The sequence below is a fragment of the Streptomyces sp. genome (assembly GCF_036524955.1).
GTDB lineage: Bacteria > Actinomycetota > Actinomycetes > Streptomycetales > Streptomycetaceae > Actinacidiphila.
On sequence record NZ_DATDBG010000289.1, the window covers coordinates 1 to 16,987 of the forward strand.

Sequence of the window (16,987 nt, forward strand, 5' to 3'; positions counted from 1 at the left end):
GTCGCCGCCTCGGCCAGCGCGGCGGCGGCCACCGCGTCCCAGCCGGGGGCCGACGAGGCGAGGTGATGGGCGCGTTCGACCGGATCGTCGGCCGCCTCGGCGAGCGCGGCGTGCACCCGGCGCCGCCCGGCGGGGGCGGCCTCCTCGTACACCACCCGCGGCATCAGCGGCTGGGCGAACCGTACGAGGCCGGTCGCCGACGGCTCCAGGACGCCCAGGCGGACGGCCTCGTGGACGTCGGCGGCGGCGTCGTCGCAGCCGGCCCGGCGCAGCAGGGCGAGGGTGGCGGGGGCGCCGCCCAGGCCGAGGCTGTGCGGGAGGGCGGCGGCGCTCGCGGCGAGCAGCGTGCGGCGGGCCCTGGGGCCGAGCGGCGCCAGCCGGTCGAGCAGCAGCCGGCGCACCGCGGCCGGCACCGGCAGCGGGCCGGTGGGCGGCTGCCCGGCGGTGCGGCACTCCTCGGCGACCGCGCGGGCCAACTCCACCGCGACGTACGGGTTCCCGCCGGCCGCCGCGTGCAACCGGGCCAGCAGCGGGCGGCCCCACCCGGGGCCGCCCTCCCGTCCGTGCCGGGCGAGCAGTGCGGCGACCTCGCGCTCGGACATCGGCGGTACGGAGAGTGTCACCACCGGCGGCGGGCACAGCGTCTCGGCGGGCCGGACCTCCGCCGCCGGACCGGTCTCGGGGGTGCGTACCGCCGCGATCACCGACAGCGGCAGCCGCCGGGCGCGGCGGGCGGCGAAGGCCAGCGTCTCGGCGGTCGGCCGGTCCAGCCACTGGGCGTCGTCCACGACCAGCAGGACGGGCGCCCGGGCGCAGAGCGCGGTGAGGGCCTTGAGCACGGCGACGCGCAGGGTCAGTACGGTGCCGTCGTCGTACGGCTGGTCGTGGGGCGCCTCCTGCGGGGACTGCGGCGAGCGGTGCAACGCGGCCCGCAGCACGGCGCGTTCGCGTGCTGACAGGTCGGTGAAGAGCGTGTCGTCGTCCGCGTCGGCGAGCAGGTCGATCATGCCGAGGAAGGGCAGGTGCCGTTCGGCCTCGGCGGGCGCGCAGCGCAGCACGAGGCCGCCGGGCGGCCGGTCCGCCGCGAGCTCGGCCAGCAGGGTGGTCCGGCCGATCCCGGGTTCACCGGTCAGCAGGACGCTGTCGCCCGCCGCCAGCGCGGCCCGCGCGGTGGTGAGCAGCGCGTCGCGGTCGGTGACGCGGGGCAGCCGCGGAGACGGGCTGGTTCTCATGGACCCCCATGACCGAATCTGATCGTGCACCTGCCAATCACGGACGGTGCCTTCAGTTTCGGGAGGGGCGGGCGTCCGGTCAATGGCGCCTCGGGGCGCGGGCGCCCCGCGCGACGGTACGGAGCATGGGGGTGCCCCGCGTCGTCACGGGCGGACGGGCGCGCCCCGCCCGGGGGGAGCCGCGAGGGCCCGTTCCCGGACGGGGCGCCGTTCAGCCGTTCGGCCGCACCCGTCAGCCGTTCACCCGTCGATCCGGTGCGTGCTCCAGAACGACGTCAGGTCCGTGCTCGTCGCGGCCTGCGCCGCCGCCTTGAACTCGGCGGCGGTGGAGACCCCGTACCAGTGCGACTGCGCGTAGCTGCGCAGCAGCGTGGTCATCGCGGTGTCGCCGATCAGCCGGCGCAGGTCGTGCAGCGCGCACTTGCCGTACCCGTAGACGACGGTCCCGTAGCGGGAGGAGTGCGTGTCCCAGTACGCCATCGAGTTGCTGATCTTCTCGCTCGCCGAGGCCCAGCTGACGCTGGACCAGCAGTTGGTGCCGGTCTTGCCCTGCGCGAGGTCGGTGGCGTAGTCGGTGAACGACTCGTCGAGCCAGGGGGTGGTGTACTCGTCGTCGCCGACGATCCCGTACCACCACTGGTGGGCGAGCTCGTGGGTGAGCGCGGTGGAGTTCACCAGGTCGAGCACGAAACCGGGGTACTCCATCCCGCCGAACCAGAAGTTGTTGTCCAGTACGACGTCGACCTCGGTGTACGGGTACGCGCCGAAGCGTCCGGAGTGGGCGTCGATCGCGGACATCGCGGTGTTCAGCATGGACTGGGAGCTGGCGGTGGTGATCCCACTGACCCCGTAGACGTTCACCTTGACGCCGCCGGGCGAGGTGCCCGAGAGCTTGCTGAACGCGCCCGCCCCCCACGCGAAGTCCCGCACCTTGGTGGCGGTCGCCGTGGTCACGGTACGGCCGGCGGTCCCCGGCGTGTCCACCGAGGTGCCGGTGGCGGGCACCAGCATCGAGGTGGGGTGGTCCAGGGTGACCTGGAAGTCCGCGGCCAGCGAGTAGAACGACTCGCCGTTGTTGGTGTACGGGTCCAGGTGCCAGCCGGCCGCGTCCCTGACCGCCAGCAGCGGCAGCGCGTTGCCGATGAAGCTGAACGCCCCGTCGTGCCCGAACCGGTCGGCGCCGCTGGGCACCACGATCTTCAGGTCGAACCCGACGGAACCGGACTGGCCCTGGTTCAGCGGCGCGGGCAACGCGATGCGCAGCGCCGTGCAGTTGACGGTCAGCGCGCCCGCGGTGCCGCCGGTCACGTTGGTGACCGTGATCGGCGTGGTCGGGCAGGCGCCGTGGTAGTTGTCCCACAGCCGCAGGTAGACCTCGCTGAGCGGCGTCGCCGAGGCGTTGGTGAAGGTCACGCTCTCATGGCCGTTCCAGGTCACGCCGGACGCGTCACTGGTCAGGTTCACGGTGTACGCGGGCGTGGCGGGCGTACGGGTCGCGTCCGCGGGCGGCGGGGTGGTCGGCGGCGGCGTCGTCGGCGGGGGAGTGGTCGGGGGCGGCGTACCGGTGCCGGAGACGTCGAGCGCGACATCGTCGACGACGAAGCTGGTCTGCAGGCTGGCGTCCTCGGTGCCGGTGAACGCCAGGGTCGCGGTCTGCCCGATGAACGAGGACACGTCGAAGGTCCGCTGCAGGTAGCCGGTGGCCGCGTTGAGGTTGGAGTACGTGGCGAGCGTGCTGGTGCCGAGCTTCGTGGTCAGCTTGTCGTACGCGCTGGTCGTGGTCGTCTCGGCGGTGTCGATGTGCAGCCAGAAGGTCAGCGTGGCGGTGGTGCAGCCGGCCGGTATCGCCAGGGACTGCGAGAGGGTGTCGGTGTGCGTGGACCCGTAACCGTCCAGCCACGCGAAGCCGCTGCCGGAGTGAGCGGTCTGGCCGCCCCCGGTGGTGATCACCCCGCTCGAACTCGACCAGGGCGCGCTCCCGCTCTCGAAGCCGCCGTTGGCCACCACCTGGGTGGGCGTGCACGCGGCGGCCGCCGTACCGGCCGTACCGGCCGTACCGGCCGTACCGGTCGCGCCGGCCGCGCCGGCGACGCCCACGCTCGCCGCGATGACGAGACCGGCGGCACCCGCGCCGGCCATCAGGGAGAGAAGTCTGTTCCGCGTTCTGCTCATCGGGTCCTCTCGGAGGGGGAGGTGGGGGGATGAGCGGCGCATGGCGCTGCCGTACGGGGAGTGTGTGCGGCACCCACCCCGCGCGGTAAGGGGCGTCGGGGAGCCGTAGGGATATCCCTACAGTTCCCCGGCCGCGGCGGGCGGGCCCGCGCTCACGCGCGCGGTGCGGTACCGGTCCCGGTGTCCGCGGACGCGGGGCCGCGCTGCGAGAGGGCGAAGAGCCAGACCAGGGAGGGGACGAACAGGGCGCCGCCGACGGCCAGCGCGATCAGGCTGTTGGCGAGGACGGAGGCCTGCGAGGCGGTGTCGTCGACGGTGACGGAGGGCGGCAGCATCGTGGGGTACTGGGCGGTGCCCCAGCTCCACAGGACCGCGGCGACGGCGAGCGCCGCGGTGGCCCGCACCGCGATCAGGACGCCGCGGACCAGCAGGACCAGACTGACCGCGCCCAGCACGGCCGAGGCGATGACCAGGGGCAGCGCGCGGTGGGTGAGCCCGTGGAAGAGGTCGGGCGCGTCCGCGTGCAGCACCGCGATGCCGGCCAGCGCCACCGCACCGGTCAGCGCCCCGACGGCCAGCGCCCGCCGGCGGAAGTACGTGACCAGTTCCGGCTGTCCGGCGCGCGAGGCGTCGCCGGTCAGGTAGACGGCGGCCAGGTACGCGCAGGTGAGTACCGCGAGCACCCCGCCCAGCGCGGAGGTGGGGTTGAGCCAGCTGGTGACCAGGTCGCCCGCCGCCAGCCCGGGCGGCACCCGGCCCGAGGCGACCCCGCCGGCGACACTGCCGAGGAAGAACGGAGTGACCACGGACGACAGCGCGAAGCACGCCCCGAACAGCCGCTGCTGCCACAGCTCCGTACTGGCCTTGCGGAAGGCGAACGCGGCCCCCCGCGCGATGATGCCCAGCGCCGCCAGGGTGAGCGGGACGTACAGCGTGGACATCACGGCGGCGAACACCGGCGAGAAGCCGGTCCACAGGACGACCACGACGAAGATGAGCCAGACGTGGTTGGCCTCCCACACCGGGCCGATGCTGTGCTCGACGAGCTTCCGCGCGGGCAGGCCGTGCCGGCTGCCACCGGCCAGCAGGTCCCAGAACCCGGCCCCGAAGTCGGCCCCGCCGAAGAGGGCGTAGCAGGTCAGGCCGATCCACATGACGGCGAGGGTGGTGTCGGCCAGCATGGGGGTTCTCCTGTGGGTGGCGGGGCCGGGGGCGAAATGGCACTTCAGGCGGTGGCGCTCTGTGGCGGCGGCGCCTTGCGGAAGGCGGCGCCTTCCGGCTGGCCGCGCTTCCGGGGACGGCACCCTCCGCCGGACGCCGGATCACGTGACGGGGTACCCCCGTACGTCGGGTTCCTGAGGAGCCGTCGGGACCGGCCGCTCGCGGGCCAGCCGGCGCAGTACGTACACGGTGCCGGCGGTCATCAGCGCGTAGACGACCAGCACCAGCCAGAGCCCGGCCATCAGCCCCGGCGCCGGATTGACCGCGTCCCGCACGGTCATCAGCCCCCAGACGACCCACGGCTGGCGCCCCTCCTCGGTCACCGTCCAGCCGCACTCCAGGGCCACGACCGCGGCCGGCCCGGTCAGCGCGCCGAACACCAGGAAGGCGCGGACGACGCGGCCCTCCGTCAGCCAGTCGCCGCCGCCGCGCCGGCGCCGCAGCCACCACATCACCAGCAGCCAGCCGCCCATCGCGAGCAGGAACAGCCCGCATCCGACCATCAGGTCGAACGCCAGGTGCGTCCCGGTGACCGGCGGACGCAGGCTCGGCGGTACCCGGTCCAGGCCCTCGATCACGGTGTTCGGGCTGTAGCCGACCAGCAGCGAGAGCCCGTTGGGGATCTCCAGGCCGTACCGCAGCCCCTCGTCGCCCTCGATGCCGCCGATGGTGAGCGGGACGTGGCTGCCCGTGCGGTAGACCCCTTCCATGGCGGCGAGTTTGGCGGGCTGGTAGTCCGCCACGAAGCGGGCCGCCCAGTCGCCGACCACCACCTGGGCCGGGGCGACGACCGCGCCGAGGACGAAGGGGACCGTGAAGCCGAGCCGGTGGTAGCGGTCGCGGCGCCCGCGCAGCAGCGCGACGGCGTAGACCGCGCAGGTCAGGAACGCCGCCACCATGAGGGCGGCGAGAATCATGTGGGTGGTCTGCGGGCCCGTCGCGGGGTTGAACATGGCCGCCCACGGATCGACGTGCACGACCTCGCCGCCGCGCAACGTGAAGCCGCGCGGCTGGTTCATCCACGCGTTCGCGGACACCACGAAGAAGGCCGAGGCGATCCCGGCGACGACGATGGGCACGCCGGTCCACAGGTGGGCGCGCGGCGAGAGCCGGTCCCACGCGTAGAGGTAGATGCCGAGGAAGATCGCCTCGACGAAGAAGGCGATGCCCTCCAGCGCGAACGGCAGGCCGATGACCTGACCGTACGTACCCATCATCCCGGGCCACAGCAGGCCCATCTCGAAGCTGAGGATCGTCCCCGAGACCGCGCCGACCGCGAACAGCACCCCCATCGCCCGCGCCCACCGCCTGGCCAGCAGCCGGCACGCCGCGTCCCCGGTCCGCCGCCCCCACCACTCCACCAACAACGTCAGCAGCGGCAACCCCACCCCGAGGCAGGCCAGCACGATGTGCCATGCGAGCGAGAACCCCATCTGCGCCCGCGCCGCGTCCAGGTCCCCCTGCCGAACGGCTCCCACCACATGTCCCGGCACCACGACGACCAGCCCCATGAGCACGATCCTTCCGTAATGCCCGGAACGTACCCCTTCCTTGCCCCCCATGCCGGGCTCGTACGACGATGAGCGTGTCGGACCGCGCCGGGCCCGCCTCGGCCGTACCTGGCCCCGGCGAAGTCGAAACCGCCCCGACCGGCACGGCGGCTCAGGCAAGCTCGAACGGCCGCAGTGCTTCGGGGGAGCCGATACCCCCAGTCGGCACGTCCTCCGCCGTGCGCGGCGGCCGTACGGGAACGGATCGAACAGCGGCCGGCCGGAAACGGTTTGAACGGCCCCGTGCGGGAGGCGGGCCCACCGGCCCGCCTCCGTTCACACCAGCCCGGGGCACGGTGCGGCTCAGCGCCGGTATGACCCAAGCCGCCAGAGCTTCAGCGCGTCCAGCCGTGCCGACCCCCCTTCGGCGAAGAGCTGGACGCCGCGGCTGTCGGGGGCGGGGAAGATCTGGTCGGTGATCGCGGTGCGGCCGTCGGAGCCGCCGAAGACCTCGACGGAGGACCAGTCGACGATGACCCGCAGGTGGATCTTGCCGTTCTCCGGGGCGAGGGGGGCGGTCTGGACGCCGGGGAACGCGGCGTTGAAGTCCACCGCGCCGGAGCGGGTGCGGTCCACGTACAGGAGCTGGTTGACGGCGTCGTTGCCGATCACGGTCTCCTGGCCCGGGCCGGTGCGGACCTTGAGGCCGAAGCGGCGGGCGTCGGCGAGAGCGAAGGTGGCGTCGATGTCGAGCGCCTGGCCGTCGCCGCGCCCGCCGGCCAGCGGGACCGAACCGTCGCGGACGGTGACCCCGCGGGCGGTGACGACGTCGCCGTCGCGCAGGGAGTTCAGGGAGCGGACCGGCTGCTGGGTGAGCCGGGGCTTCCCGCCGATGGTGCGCAGAGCCAGCTCGCGCGGGAAGGCCTGGGCGCTGCGCCAGGGGGAGGTGGGGATGGCGTTGCCGTACTGCCAGTTGTTCATCCAGCCGATCATGTAGCGCTTGCGGCGGGGCGCGTTCTCGTACGTGACCGCCGCGTAGAAGTCCTTGCCGTAGTCGACCCAGTGGGCGCGCTGGGCGGCGGAGAGCGCGGGCCGGTCGGCGAGGGTGAAGGTGTCGGCGATGACGTGGCCCCAGCCGCCGGTGTTCATGTCCACGAGCTGGATCCGGGCGGTCTTGCCTCGGTACGCGCGCAGGTCGAAGGAGGCCCAGTCGAGGTGGCCGCTGTCGGCGCCGGTGGCGCTGTCCACCACCTGTCCGTCGACGAGCAGGTTGACCGTCGTCTCGATGGACTGCGGCAGCACGCGGGTGTCGGACAGGACGACCTGGTCGACGTTGATGTGGCCCCAGCCCTCGGTGTTCTGGTCCACGATCCTGAGCTGCGCGGTGCGGCCCTGAAGGTCCGACAGGTCCCACGAGGACCAGTACAGGTGCTCGTTGTCCGAGCCGGTGGCGTTGCGCACCACCTGACCGTCGACCAGGAGTTCGAACACAGTGGGGGCCTCGGCGCCGGACGGGTGGTGGCCGCCGCCGATGAGGAAGTCCAGGTACCTGCGGTCGACGGTGAAGGGCGGTGAGGTGAGGGTGCCGGTGGTGGAGTCTCCCTGGAGGAAGGTGTTGACCAGGCCGTTGCCCTGGTAGCCGGTCACCTGCTGCTGGCCGGGGAGGGTGCCTTGGGCCGGCCCCGGGCCGAAGGCTGTGCCGGTGGCGGTCCAGTCGCCGTAGTCGGCGCCCTCGAAGTCGGCGAGGACGGTTCCGGCGGGGGCGGGTTGCGGGTCGATGACGGCGTCCGAGCGGTGCGGGTGGTTGCCGCCGCCGACCTTGAAGTCGAGGTAGTCGGCGGTGACGGCGAACGGCGGGGAGGTCAGGGTGCCGGTCGCCGCGTCGTTGCCGAGGAAGCTGTCCACGAACCCGGCGCCGTCGACGCCGGTGACCCCGGACTCGGCCGCGCTGACCGGGCGGTCGCCGAAGGCGGTGCCGGTGGTGGTCCAGTCGCCGTAGTCGGGGCCGTCGAAGCCCTGGAGCACGGTGCCGGTCGGCGGGGTGTACGTGCCCTCGTCGTCGGCGGTGAAGGTGGTGCCGTCGAAGTCGCCGACGAAGTACTGTGCGGCCGAACCCCCGGCGATGCCACCGGGGTTGATGTTCACCACCAGTACCCACTTGACCCGGTTCGCGTCTCCGTCCAGCGCCAGCGGGAACAGGTCGGGGCACTCCCAGGCGCCGCCGATCGCGCCGGCCGGCCCGAACTCGCTGAGGTGGGACCAGGACTTGAGGTCCTTGGAGGAGTAGAACTCCACCTTGTGCTCGTCGGCCATCGACACCGTCATCAGCCAGCTCTTCGTCGGCGCGTACCACTGCACCTTCGGATCGCGGAAGGCGCGCGAGCCGACGTCGAGGACCGGGTTGCCGCTGTACTTCGTCCAGGTCCGGCCGCGGTCGGTGCTGTAGGCGAGTGACTGGGCCTGCCGGCCGTCGGCGTACGCGCTGGTGTAGACGGCCACCATCGCGGGGTGGTCCGGGGTGCCGAAGCCGCTGGTGTTGTCGGTGTCCACGACGGCGCTGCCGGAGAAGATCGCCTGGTCGCCCTCGTACGGGATGGCCAGCGGCAGTTCCTGCCAGTGCACCAGGTCGGGGCTGACGGCGTGGCCCCAGGACATGTTGCCCCATGTGTTGCCGTTCGGGTTGTACTGGTAGAAGAGGTGGTACTCGCCCTCGTAGTAGACGAGTCCGTTGGGGTCGTTCATCCAGTTCTTGGCCGGGGTGAAGTGCACCTGCGGGCGGTAGTTCTCCTGGAAGGACGGGGCGGTCGCCTGCGAGGTGCCGGTGACCGGCGCGGTGGTGGCGAGCGCCGGACCGCCGGCGGTCAGGCCGAGGCAGACGGCGGCGGCGAGCGCGGTGAGCGCGGCCCGGCGGATCCGGCGGGTGTGCGCGGATCTGCCGGCGGAGGTCGACCCGGTACGGCGTGGGTCTGGCGATACGGGCACGGCAAAGCTCCTTTGCGTTGCTGTGGGCGTGGGTGGGACCACCGGACGGGCCGTGGGCACGGCGGAGCCGGGCAGGACGACGCGTCGGCGTGGAGATGGGTGACGCGGATCGGTGAAGTGGTGCGGCTCGGTGCGGTACGACGTGCGGCTCGGGTGAAGCGCGGCTCGTGAAGCGGGTGGTGCGGCTCGGCGCGGTGCTGCGGTGGGTGCGGTACGAGGTGCGGCTCGGGTGAAGCGGCGCGGCTCGGGCGGTCGGTGGCGCGGCTCGTGAAGCGGGCGGTGCGGCTCGGCGCGGTGCGGCTGCGCGCTACGACGTGACGAGTTCCCGGCTCGGTGGTTGTTCGCCGGAGCCGCGGAGAACCAGACGGGTGGGGACCGTGACCGTACGGGCCCGGGAGCGGTCACCGTCGAGGCGGGCGAGAGCCAGACCGGCGGCGGCTGCCCCGATCGCCGCCGGATCCTGGGTGACCGCGGTGAGCGGCGGTTCCAGCACCTCGGCCAGGGGCAGGTCGTCGAAGGCGACGAGCGCTATGTCGCGGCGTCCGGTCCGCGCCAGGCCCAGCACCGTACCCATCGCGGCGAAGTTGTTGGCCGCTAACAGGGCGGTCGGCGGATCGGGCAGCCGCAGCAGCCGCACGGTCGTCTCGGCGGCCTCGGCCTGGGTGTGGCCGTCGACCACCAGCGACCGGTCGTACGGCAGGCCGGCCGCCTCCAGCGCCGCCCGGTAACCCGCCAGCCGCTCCCGGCGGGTGTAGAGGGTGGTCGGCCGGTCGCCGATGAAGGCGATCCGTCGGTGGCCGCCGGCGATCAGGTGGGCGGTGCCGTCCCGTGCGCCGAGCCGGTTGGAGCTGACCACGCAGTCCGCGGCCAGCCCGGTACCGGGCCGGTCCAGGAAGACCACCGGCAGGCCGCTGCCGCGGGCCACCCGTAGATGGGCGTGGACGGATCCGGTGGTCGGCACCACCATCAGCGCGCTGACCCGGCGGGCCAGGAAGGTGGCGATCAGCGCGCGTTCCCGGTCCGGGTCCTCGGCGGACGAGCCGAGCAGCAGGGTCAGCCCGCGCCCGCGTACGGTGTCCTCGATGCCGCCCCCGACGGTGCCGAAGAACGGGTTGCCCATGTCCGGCACGATCAGCCCGATCGTGGTGTCCGGGCCGCCGGTCCGGATGTTGCGCGCCATCAGGTTGGGCTGGAAGCCCAGCCGCTCGACCGCGGCCAGCACCTTCGCCCGGGTGTGCGCCGAGGTCGGACCGTCGCCGTTGAGCACCCGGGAGACGGTCTTGGCGCTGACACCGACCTCCCGGGCCACGTCGTGCAGCGTCGGGCGACGGGGCGCGGTCATGTACCCACCGTTTCGTCAGGGCGAGGTCCGGCCGCCTGCTGCTGCCGGACCACCGCGCGATGGTTGCGTCAATTCGTACGGACCCCGGCCGCCCTGGCGGCATCCGCATCCGCCACGACAGTACCGCCGCCGTCCTCCCGTACCGTCAAGGCACCCGTCATGATGGCCACCACCTCGGACATGGAGTAGTCGGAGGGCTTGATCAGCGCCTCCCGGCGGCCCATCCGGTGCACGTGGACACGGTCGGCGATCTCGAAGACGTGCGGCATGTTGTGGCTGATCAGCACCACCGGGAGACCCTTGTCGCGGACCCGCCGGATCAGGTCGAGGACCTGCGCGGACTCCTTGACGCCGAGGGCCGCGGTGGGTTCGTCCATCACCACCACGCTACGGGCCCAGGCCACCGCGCGGGCGACCGCGACGGCCTGGCGCTGGCCGCCGGAGAGGGTCTCCACCGCCTGGGTGAGCGAGCGCAGGCCGATCTTGAGGTCGGCCATGTGCGCGGCGGCCTCGTCGCGCATCCGCTTCTTGTCCAGCATCCGCAGCACGCTGCCGAGCGGGCCGGGGCGGCGCAGTTCGCGGCCGAGGAACATGTTGGAGGCGATGTCCATCGACGCGGCGACCGCGAGGTCCTGGTAGACGGTCTCGATGCCGTGCGCCTGGGCGTCCTGCGGGCCGTTGAAGCGGATCGGCTCGCCGTTCAGCCGGATCTCGCCCTCGTCCGGGGTGAGCGCGCCGGTGAGCGCCTTGACCAGGCTGGACTTGCCGGCGCCGTTGTCGCCGATGATGGCCAGCACCTCGCCGGGCAGCAGGTCGAAGTCGGCGCCGTCGATGGCCGTGACGTGGCCGTAGCGCTTGACCAGGCCGCGGGCCTGGAGGACAGGGGTGGCGGTCTGCTTGCTCGTCTCCGTTGTCATCAGCGGACCTTCTTCCGGGAGATCTGGTCTACGGTGACGGCGAGGATCACCAGGATTCCGGTGATCAGGGTCTGGTAGATCGAGGCGACTCCCATCAACTGGAGCCCGTTGCGGAAGACACCGACGATCAGGGCGCCGATCAGTGAGCCGAGTACGCTGCCGCGTCCGCCGAAGAGGCTGGTGCCGCCGAGCACCACGGCGGTGATGCTGTCGAGGTTGTCGGTCTGGCCGGCCTGCGGGTCGCCGACGCCGGTCCTGGACACCAGCAGCAGCGCGGCGATCCCGTAGACCAGACCGGCCAGCGCGTACAGGCCGATGGTGAGGCGGCCGGTGCGGATGCCGTTGAGGCGGGTGGCCTCCGGGCTGTTGCCCAGCGCGTACACGTGCCGGCCCCAGGAGGTGCTGCTCAGCACGTAGGCGAAGACCACGAACAGGCCGAGCGCTACCAGCGATCCGTAGGTGACGTCGGTGCGGCCGAGCGGGAAGGTCTCGCCGAGGAAGGTGAGCGGTCGGGGCAGATCGGAGATGGTCTGCTCGTCGGAGTAGATGTGGGTGAGCGCGAAGGCGACGTTCAGCATGCCGAGCGTGACGATGAACGGCGGCAGCGGGATCAGCTTCACCAGCAGGCCGTTGACCAGCCCGAAGCCCGCGCACACCGCCAGCCCGAGCGCGACGGCGACCAGCGGCGGCACGGTGCCCTCGGCCGCGGTCTTGGCGATCATGATCGAACCGAAGGCCATCACCGCACCGCAGGACAGGTCGATGCCCGCGGTCAGGATGATCAGCGTCTGGCCGATGGCCAGCGTGCCGACCACCATCACCTGCTGGATGATCAGCGAGAAGTTGCCGCCGGAGAGGAACTGATCCGTCGACAGCGAGAAGAAGGCGCAGGCCAGCAGGAGTGCGGCCAGCGGTCCGGCGGTGGGGGTGGCGAGCAGCCGGCGGGCGAGGGTGGGTCCGGTCAGGTCCGCGTAGGGGGCGGGCTTGGTGGTGGATGTGGCGGGTGCGGTCATGGAAGGGGTCCTTGCCGGAGAGGCGGGCCGGGGAGCCTGGCGGGAGCGCCAGGCCGGAGCCGGGCGGGCGGGACTGCGGCGGGGCGGGCTGGTTCGCGGCGGGGCTGAGAGCTGCGGGCTGAGCGTTGCGGGCCGGGACCGCGGGCCGGGGTGCGCGGACTGCAGGAGGCGGACCACGGCGGGATGTGCGGCGGGATTGTGACGGGAATGCGGCGGTGACGACGGCGGGACGCGTGGTGCGGGGGTACAGGGCGGGCCCGAGAGCGGGAGGCGGCCCGGGTCGGGGCGGGGAGCCGGCCCGGGCCGCGGCTTGGGCTCAGGGTGGGGCTAGCCCCAGCAGTTGGCCAGGCCGTAGCCGCTGTCCTTGGCGTCCACGCCGGTCTGCGCCTTGTCGGTGATCAGGGTGACCCCGGTGTCGACGTAGCCGGAGGCCTTCGTGCCGGTCTTGGCGAAGTCGGCCACCGCCTTGACGCCGTTCTCGGCCATCACCAGCGGGTACTGCTGCGAGGTCGCGGCGATCTTCCCGTCCTGGACCGCCTGCACACCGGTGCACCCGCCGTCCACGGAGACGATCAGCACGTCCTTCTCACGGCCCTTGGCCTTGAGCGCGGTGTACGCGCCGAGCGCCGCGGGCTCGTTGATCGTGTAGACGATGTTGATGTCGGACGCCTTCTGCAGGCAGTTCTCCATCGCGGTCTGGCCCTTGGCCTGGTCGCCGCCGGTGTCCTGGGAGCAGACGACGGACGGGTCGCCCTCGGAGACGCCGAAGCCCTCCAGGAAGCCGTCGTGGCGCAACTGGCCGACCGCGACACCGGGGGCCAGGTCGAGGGTGGCGATCTTCGCGGTCTTGCCCGCCATCGCGGCCTTCGCGTACTGGCCGATCAGCACACCGGCCTTCTTGTTGTCGGTGGCGAACAGCGCGTCGGTGCCGTCCTGCGGCTCGGTCGGGCTGTCCAGGGCGATCACCATCACGCCCTTGTCGCGGGCCTTCTTGATGGCGGGCAGGATCGCCTTGGAGTCGCTCGGGGTGATCAGGATGCCCTTGACGCCGGAGGCGACCATGTTCTCGATCGCGGCGATCTGCCCGGCGTTGTCGCCGTCGAACTTGCCTGCGGCGGTGCTCAGCTTGACGCCGTTCGCCTTGGCGGCCTTCTCGGCGCCCTCCTTCATCTTCACGAAGAAGGGGTTGGTGTCGGTCTTGGTGATCAGGCCGACCTTCACTGTGCCGCCCGAGCCGGCCGAGTCGCCGGAGTCCTTCGAGCCGGAGCCGCAGGCGGTCAGACCGAACGCCAGACCCCCGGCCAGAACGGTGGCGGTCGTCGCTCTGAGCAGGGTGCGAGACAGGGTGCGAGACATCGTTGGCTCCTGGTGAGTGCTGCGGATCGGGCATGCCCGTGGCGGGGCGTCAGAGTGGATCTGCCAATGTCATCGTTGACTTATGTCATCGTTGACATTGACTTGCCGAGGATGATGGAGTCTGGGTCACGACGGTTACAAGCCCTACTCACGTAACAAATGGGTAACACCGCCGCAAACCGGGGCGCCGAGGCGGGGCGCGCCCCCGACTCTCTTTTCAGCCGTCCCGATCCGAAAGGCGGACCGATGGACCAGCGCCCGATCGCCGTCCTCGGTGAGTGCGTCGCCGACGCCTTCTCCGACACCCTGCCGTCCCGTCCCGGCGAACTCGCCCTGCGCGTACTGCCCGGCGGTGGCCCGGCCAACACCGCCGTCGCCCTCGCCCGGCTCGGCACCCCCACCCGCTTCCTCGGCCGGATCTCCCACGACCCGTTCGGCGCGCTCTTCCGCACCCATCTGTCCGACTCCGGCGTGGACCTGTCCGGTGTCGTCGCGGCCGAGGAGCCGAGCACGCTGGCGATCGCCACCTTCGACGAGGCGGGCCAGGCCACGTACACCTTCCACGCCGCCGCGACGGCTGACTGGCAGTGGACGCCGGCGGAGCTCGGCGCCGCCGCTGTCGGGGACGTCGCCTGCCTGCACACCGGCTCGCTCGCCCTGATCCGCGAACCCGGCGGCAGCGCGATCGAGGAGTTGCTGTCGCGCGTACGGGAGGGTGCCACGGTCTCCATCGACCCGAACGTCCGCCCGCTGCTGGTCGATCCGGCCCGCTACCAGGAGCGTCTCCCGCACTGGTGCGCGCTCACCGACATCCTGCGCCTCAGCTCCGACGACCTGGAACTGCTCATGCCGGGCGTCAGCCCGGAGGCCGCCTGCGACGCCTGGCACCTGGCCGGCGCGCGGCTGGTGGTGATCACCTTGGGCCAGGGCGGCGCGCTGGCGTCCCTGGACGGCGCGCGGGTGACCGTACCGGCCCGGACCGTCCAGGTGGTGGACACCATCGGGGCCGGCGACTCGTTCACCGCCGGGCTCCTGCACCGGCTCTCGCTGGCCGGACGTCTCGGCGGCCGGCTGGACGGCCTGACCCTGGCCGAGGTGGCGGACGCCTGCGCCTACGCGGCCCGGGTCGCGGCGCTGACCTGCGCCACCGCGGGGCCCAACCCGCCGTGGGATCACCAGGTGTCCGCCGATTGCGCGCTCGCGGAACCCCCGGCCCCGAGCGCTCCCGCACCACGCTCACCCGCTCTCAACCAGCCCCTCACACAGACGGGACCGATGTGACGAAGACCCTGCTGGCCGAGTTCAGCGTCAAGCCCGGTGCCGAAGAGCGCGTGGCCGCGCTCGTGGCGGAGTACACCGCGCAGGTCCGCAAGGAGCCGGGCAACGTCGTGTTCGACGTCTACACCAAGGAGTCGAACCCCCGGGCCTACTGGGTCTTCGAGATCTACCAGGACGAGGCGGCCTTCCAGGAGCATCTGGCCGCTCCGTACGGGCCGCCGTTCAACGCGGAGCTGGGGCCGCTGATCGAGGAGCAGGGCGGTTCGGTGCTGACGTTCCTGAACCGGGCGGGCACGGCGGGGTGACCGCCGTCACCGGCTGACCGGGTCGGGGGCGTCGCCCCGCCCGGTGCTCGGGAAGGGCGCCGCCCCCCGGATTCCCGGCTGTTACCGCAGAACGACCGGGTCGGGCAGCCGGGGGCGGAGTGCTGTCGGCCGCCGGCCCGGCGGGTCGTCGCTGACGGCTTGTCAGGGCTGGGCGCGGTCCGCCTTCCGGACGCGTGTACGTCCGTGTGCCGTCACTCCTCGTCCGCGAGGGGCACCGCCGGGTCGGGCAGGTGCGGCAGCACGTCGGTGATGTAGCTCTGGACGGTCACTTCCAGGCCGACGTCGCGCTGGGCGCGTTCGGACAGGTACCAGCGGTGCTCCAGCAGTTCGTGGTAGAGCTGCGCCGCGTCCATCCGGCCGCGCAGTTCGCGCGGGACGGCCCGTACGGCCGGGCGGAAGACCTCGCGGACCCAGCGGTGGGCCAGCACCTCCGGACGCGCTCCGAGCGGATCGTCGGGTGCGTAGTCGTCCTGGCGGGCCATCCAGCTCTCCAGGTCGTTGAGCAGGCTCCGCGCCTGGTTCTCCTCGGTGTCCAGGCCGGTCAGGCGCAGCAGTTGGCGCTGGTGGTGGCCGGCGTCCACCACCTTCGGCAGGAACGTCACGGTGTCGCCTTCGGGCGAGCGCTGGATCTGCATCTCGGCGACGTCGAAGCCCATGTCGTTGAGCCGGCGTATCCGCCGGTCGATGTAGTGCCGCTTGCTCACCGGATACACCGACTCGCGGGTCAGTTCGTGCCACAGGTCGGCGTAGCGCTGCACGATCGCCTCCCCGAAGGTGACCGGATCGACCGAGGGGTGCAGCGAGCCGCCGGCCTCGAGGTCCATCAGCTCCCCGGCGATGTTCACCCGGGCCAGCTCGATGTCGTACTCCCGCTGCCCGCGGCTGAGTTCCGGCTGGAGCTGCCCGGTCTCGGCGTCCACCAGATACGCGGCGTACGCGCCGGCGTCCCGGCGGAACAGTGTGTTGGACAGCGAGCAGTCACCCCAGGCGAATCCGACCAGGTGCAGCCGTACCAGCAGCACGGCCAGCGCGTCCAGCAGTCGGTTCATGGTCCCCGGCCGCATCGTCGCCTCGAACATCGACCGGTACGGCAGCGATCCGTTCAGGTGCCGTGTGATCAGCGCCGGCTCCAGCGCCGTACCGTCCGCCGCTACGCGCCCGGTGACCACCGCGATCGGGTCCACAGCGGGTATGCCCAGCCGGTCGAGGTCGCGCAGCAGCCCGTACTCCCGCACCGCCGACCACTCGCTGACCTCCTTCACCGCCACCACCTCGTCCCCGGCCTGCGCGAAGCGCACCACGTGCCGCGAAATACCGCGCGGCAGCGCGACGAGCGACTCGTCCGGCCACTGCTCGAGCGGCAGCCCCCACGCCAGATCCAGCAGATCGACCGGATGCTCCGCATCGGTGGCCCAGATCCGCAACGCCATGGTGCTCCTCAGCCGGTCGAGTCCGGGCACGGGGCCCGGCGCCGCGACTGTGGCGGGCCGAATTGGTCAACTCGCCGTAGCCGGACGGATCTTACGCGTAGTCTGACGATCGGCCGGGCTGACAAGGTGTCTGTTCCAGTTGCCGTGCGTCGAGGGTCGACCGCGCGCCAACTGGAGGAAACACACATGGGGAAGCACAGGAAGCCCAAAGGGAATTCCTGGCGCGGC

The 16,987-nt window shown here is 72.3% G+C and carries 12 protein-coding genes; 2 read left to right on the forward strand and 10 right to left on the reverse strand.

What is annotated here, in order from left to right:
• From VIW71_RS23075 to VIW71_RS23115, 9 genes are all read right to left on the reverse strand, one after another.
• Positions 1 to 1,232: ATP-binding protein (locus tag VIW71_RS23075; protein ID WP_331624450.1), on the reverse strand; the 1,232-nt coding region annotated here is incomplete at its 3' end.
• A 240-nt stretch (positions 1,233 to 1,472) separates the two neighbouring features.
• Entirely contained in the window at positions 1,473 to 3,404 is a 1,932-nt protein-coding gene (locus tag VIW71_RS23080; protein ID WP_331624451.1) for a M1 family metallopeptidase, read from the reverse strand.
• A gap of 152 nt (positions 3,405 to 3,556) precedes the next feature.
• Entirely contained in the window at positions 3,557 to 4,585 is a 1,029-nt protein-coding gene (locus tag VIW71_RS23085; protein WP_331624452.1) for a cytochrome d ubiquinol oxidase subunit II, read from the reverse strand.
• 141 nt (positions 4,586 to 4,726) lie between these two features.
• Complete coding sequence (locus VIW71_RS23090; protein ID WP_331624453.1) at positions 4,727 to 6,136, reverse strand: cytochrome ubiquinol oxidase subunit I; 1,410 nt, start codon at positions 6,134 to 6,136, stop codon at positions 4,727 to 4,729.
• A 342-nt stretch (positions 6,137 to 6,478) separates the two neighbouring features.
• A complete protein-coding gene (locus tag VIW71_RS23095; protein WP_331624454.1) occupies positions 6,479 to 9,097 on the reverse strand; it encodes a GH32 C-terminal domain-containing protein in 2,619 nt (872 codons plus the stop codon).
• Positions 9,098 to 9,404: 307 nt separating this feature from the next.
• Positions 9,405 to 10,439, reverse strand: coding sequence for a LacI family DNA-binding transcriptional regulator (locus VIW71_RS23100; protein ID WP_331624455.1), 1,035 nt, complete (start codon positions 10,437 to 10,439; stop codon positions 9,405 to 9,407).
• 68 nt (positions 10,440 to 10,507) lie between these two features.
• Positions 10,508 to 11,356: an ATP-binding cassette domain-containing protein gene (locus tag VIW71_RS23105; protein WP_331624456.1), complete on the reverse strand. Its 849-nt coding sequence runs from the start codon at positions 11,354 to 11,356 to the stop codon at positions 10,508 to 10,510.
• Entirely contained in the window at positions 11,356 to 12,369 is a 1,014-nt protein-coding gene (locus VIW71_RS23110) for an ABC transporter permease (RefSeq protein ID WP_331624457.1), read from the reverse strand. The genes VIW71_RS23105 and VIW71_RS23110 overlap by 1 nt, the downstream gene beginning before the upstream one ends.
• Before the next feature lie 327 nt (positions 12,370 to 12,696).
• A complete protein-coding gene (locus tag VIW71_RS23115; RefSeq protein WP_331624458.1) occupies positions 12,697 to 13,725 on the reverse strand; it encodes a sugar ABC transporter substrate-binding protein in 1,029 nt (342 codons plus the stop codon).
• 246 nt (positions 13,726 to 13,971) lie between these two features.
• Here VIW71_RS23115 and VIW71_RS23120 point away from each other — a divergent pair, with 246 nt between their 5' ends.
• Positions 13,972 to 15,006, forward strand: a complete 1,035-nt coding sequence (locus VIW71_RS23120) for a carbohydrate kinase family protein (RefSeq protein WP_331624459.1) — start codon at positions 13,972 to 13,974, stop codon at positions 15,004 to 15,006.
• On the forward strand, positions 15,003 to 15,308 hold the full coding sequence (locus tag VIW71_RS23125; protein WP_331624460.1) for a putative quinol monooxygenase: 306 nt from the start codon (positions 15,003 to 15,005) through the stop codon (positions 15,306 to 15,308). The genes VIW71_RS23120 and VIW71_RS23125 overlap by 4 nt, the downstream gene beginning before the upstream one ends.
• Positions 15,309 to 15,520: 212 nt before the next feature.
• Here the strand turns inward: VIW71_RS23125 and VIW71_RS23130 are convergent, their stop codons facing one another.
• A complete protein-coding gene (locus VIW71_RS23130) occupies positions 15,521 to 16,759 on the reverse strand; it encodes a DUF4032 domain-containing protein (protein WP_331624461.1) in 1,239 nt (412 codons plus the stop codon).
• Positions 16,760 to 16,987 lie beyond the last annotated feature (228 nt).

Bases quoted from the DNA above. Each gene is read 5' to 3' on its own strand.
- VIW71_RS23080 (WP_331624451.1), bottom strand. From the start codon at position 3,404: ATGAGCAGAACGCGGAACAGACTTCTCTCCCTGATGGCCGGCGCGGGT.
- VIW71_RS23085 (WP_331624452.1), bottom strand. From the start codon at position 4,585: ATGCTGGCCGACACCACCCTCGCCGTCATGTGGATCGGCCTGACCTGC.
- VIW71_RS23090 (WP_331624453.1), bottom strand. From the start codon at position 6,136: ATGGGGCTGGTCGTCGTGGTGCCGGGACATGTGGTGGGAGCCGTTCGG.
- VIW71_RS23100 (WP_331624455.1), bottom strand. From the start codon at position 10,439: ATGACCGCGCCCCGTCGCCCGACGCTGCACGACGTGGCCCGGGAGGTC.
- VIW71_RS23105 (WP_331624456.1), bottom strand. From the start codon at position 11,356: ATGACAACGGAGACGAGCAAGCAGACCGCCACCCCTGTCCTCCAGGCC.
- VIW71_RS23110 (WP_331624457.1), bottom strand. From the start codon at position 12,369: ATGACCGCACCCGCCACATCCACCACCAAGCCCGCCCCCTACGCGGAC.
- VIW71_RS23115 (WP_331624458.1), bottom strand. From the start codon at position 13,725: ATGTCTCGCACCCTGTCTCGCACCCTGCTCAGAGCGACGACCGCCACC.
- VIW71_RS23120 (WP_331624459.1), top strand. From the start codon at position 13,972: ATGGACCAGCGCCCGATCGCCGTCCTCGGTGAGTGCGTCGCCGACGCC.
- VIW71_RS23130 (WP_331624461.1), bottom strand. From the start codon at position 16,759: ATGGCGTTGCGGATCTGGGCCACCGATGCGGAGCATCCGGTCGATCTG.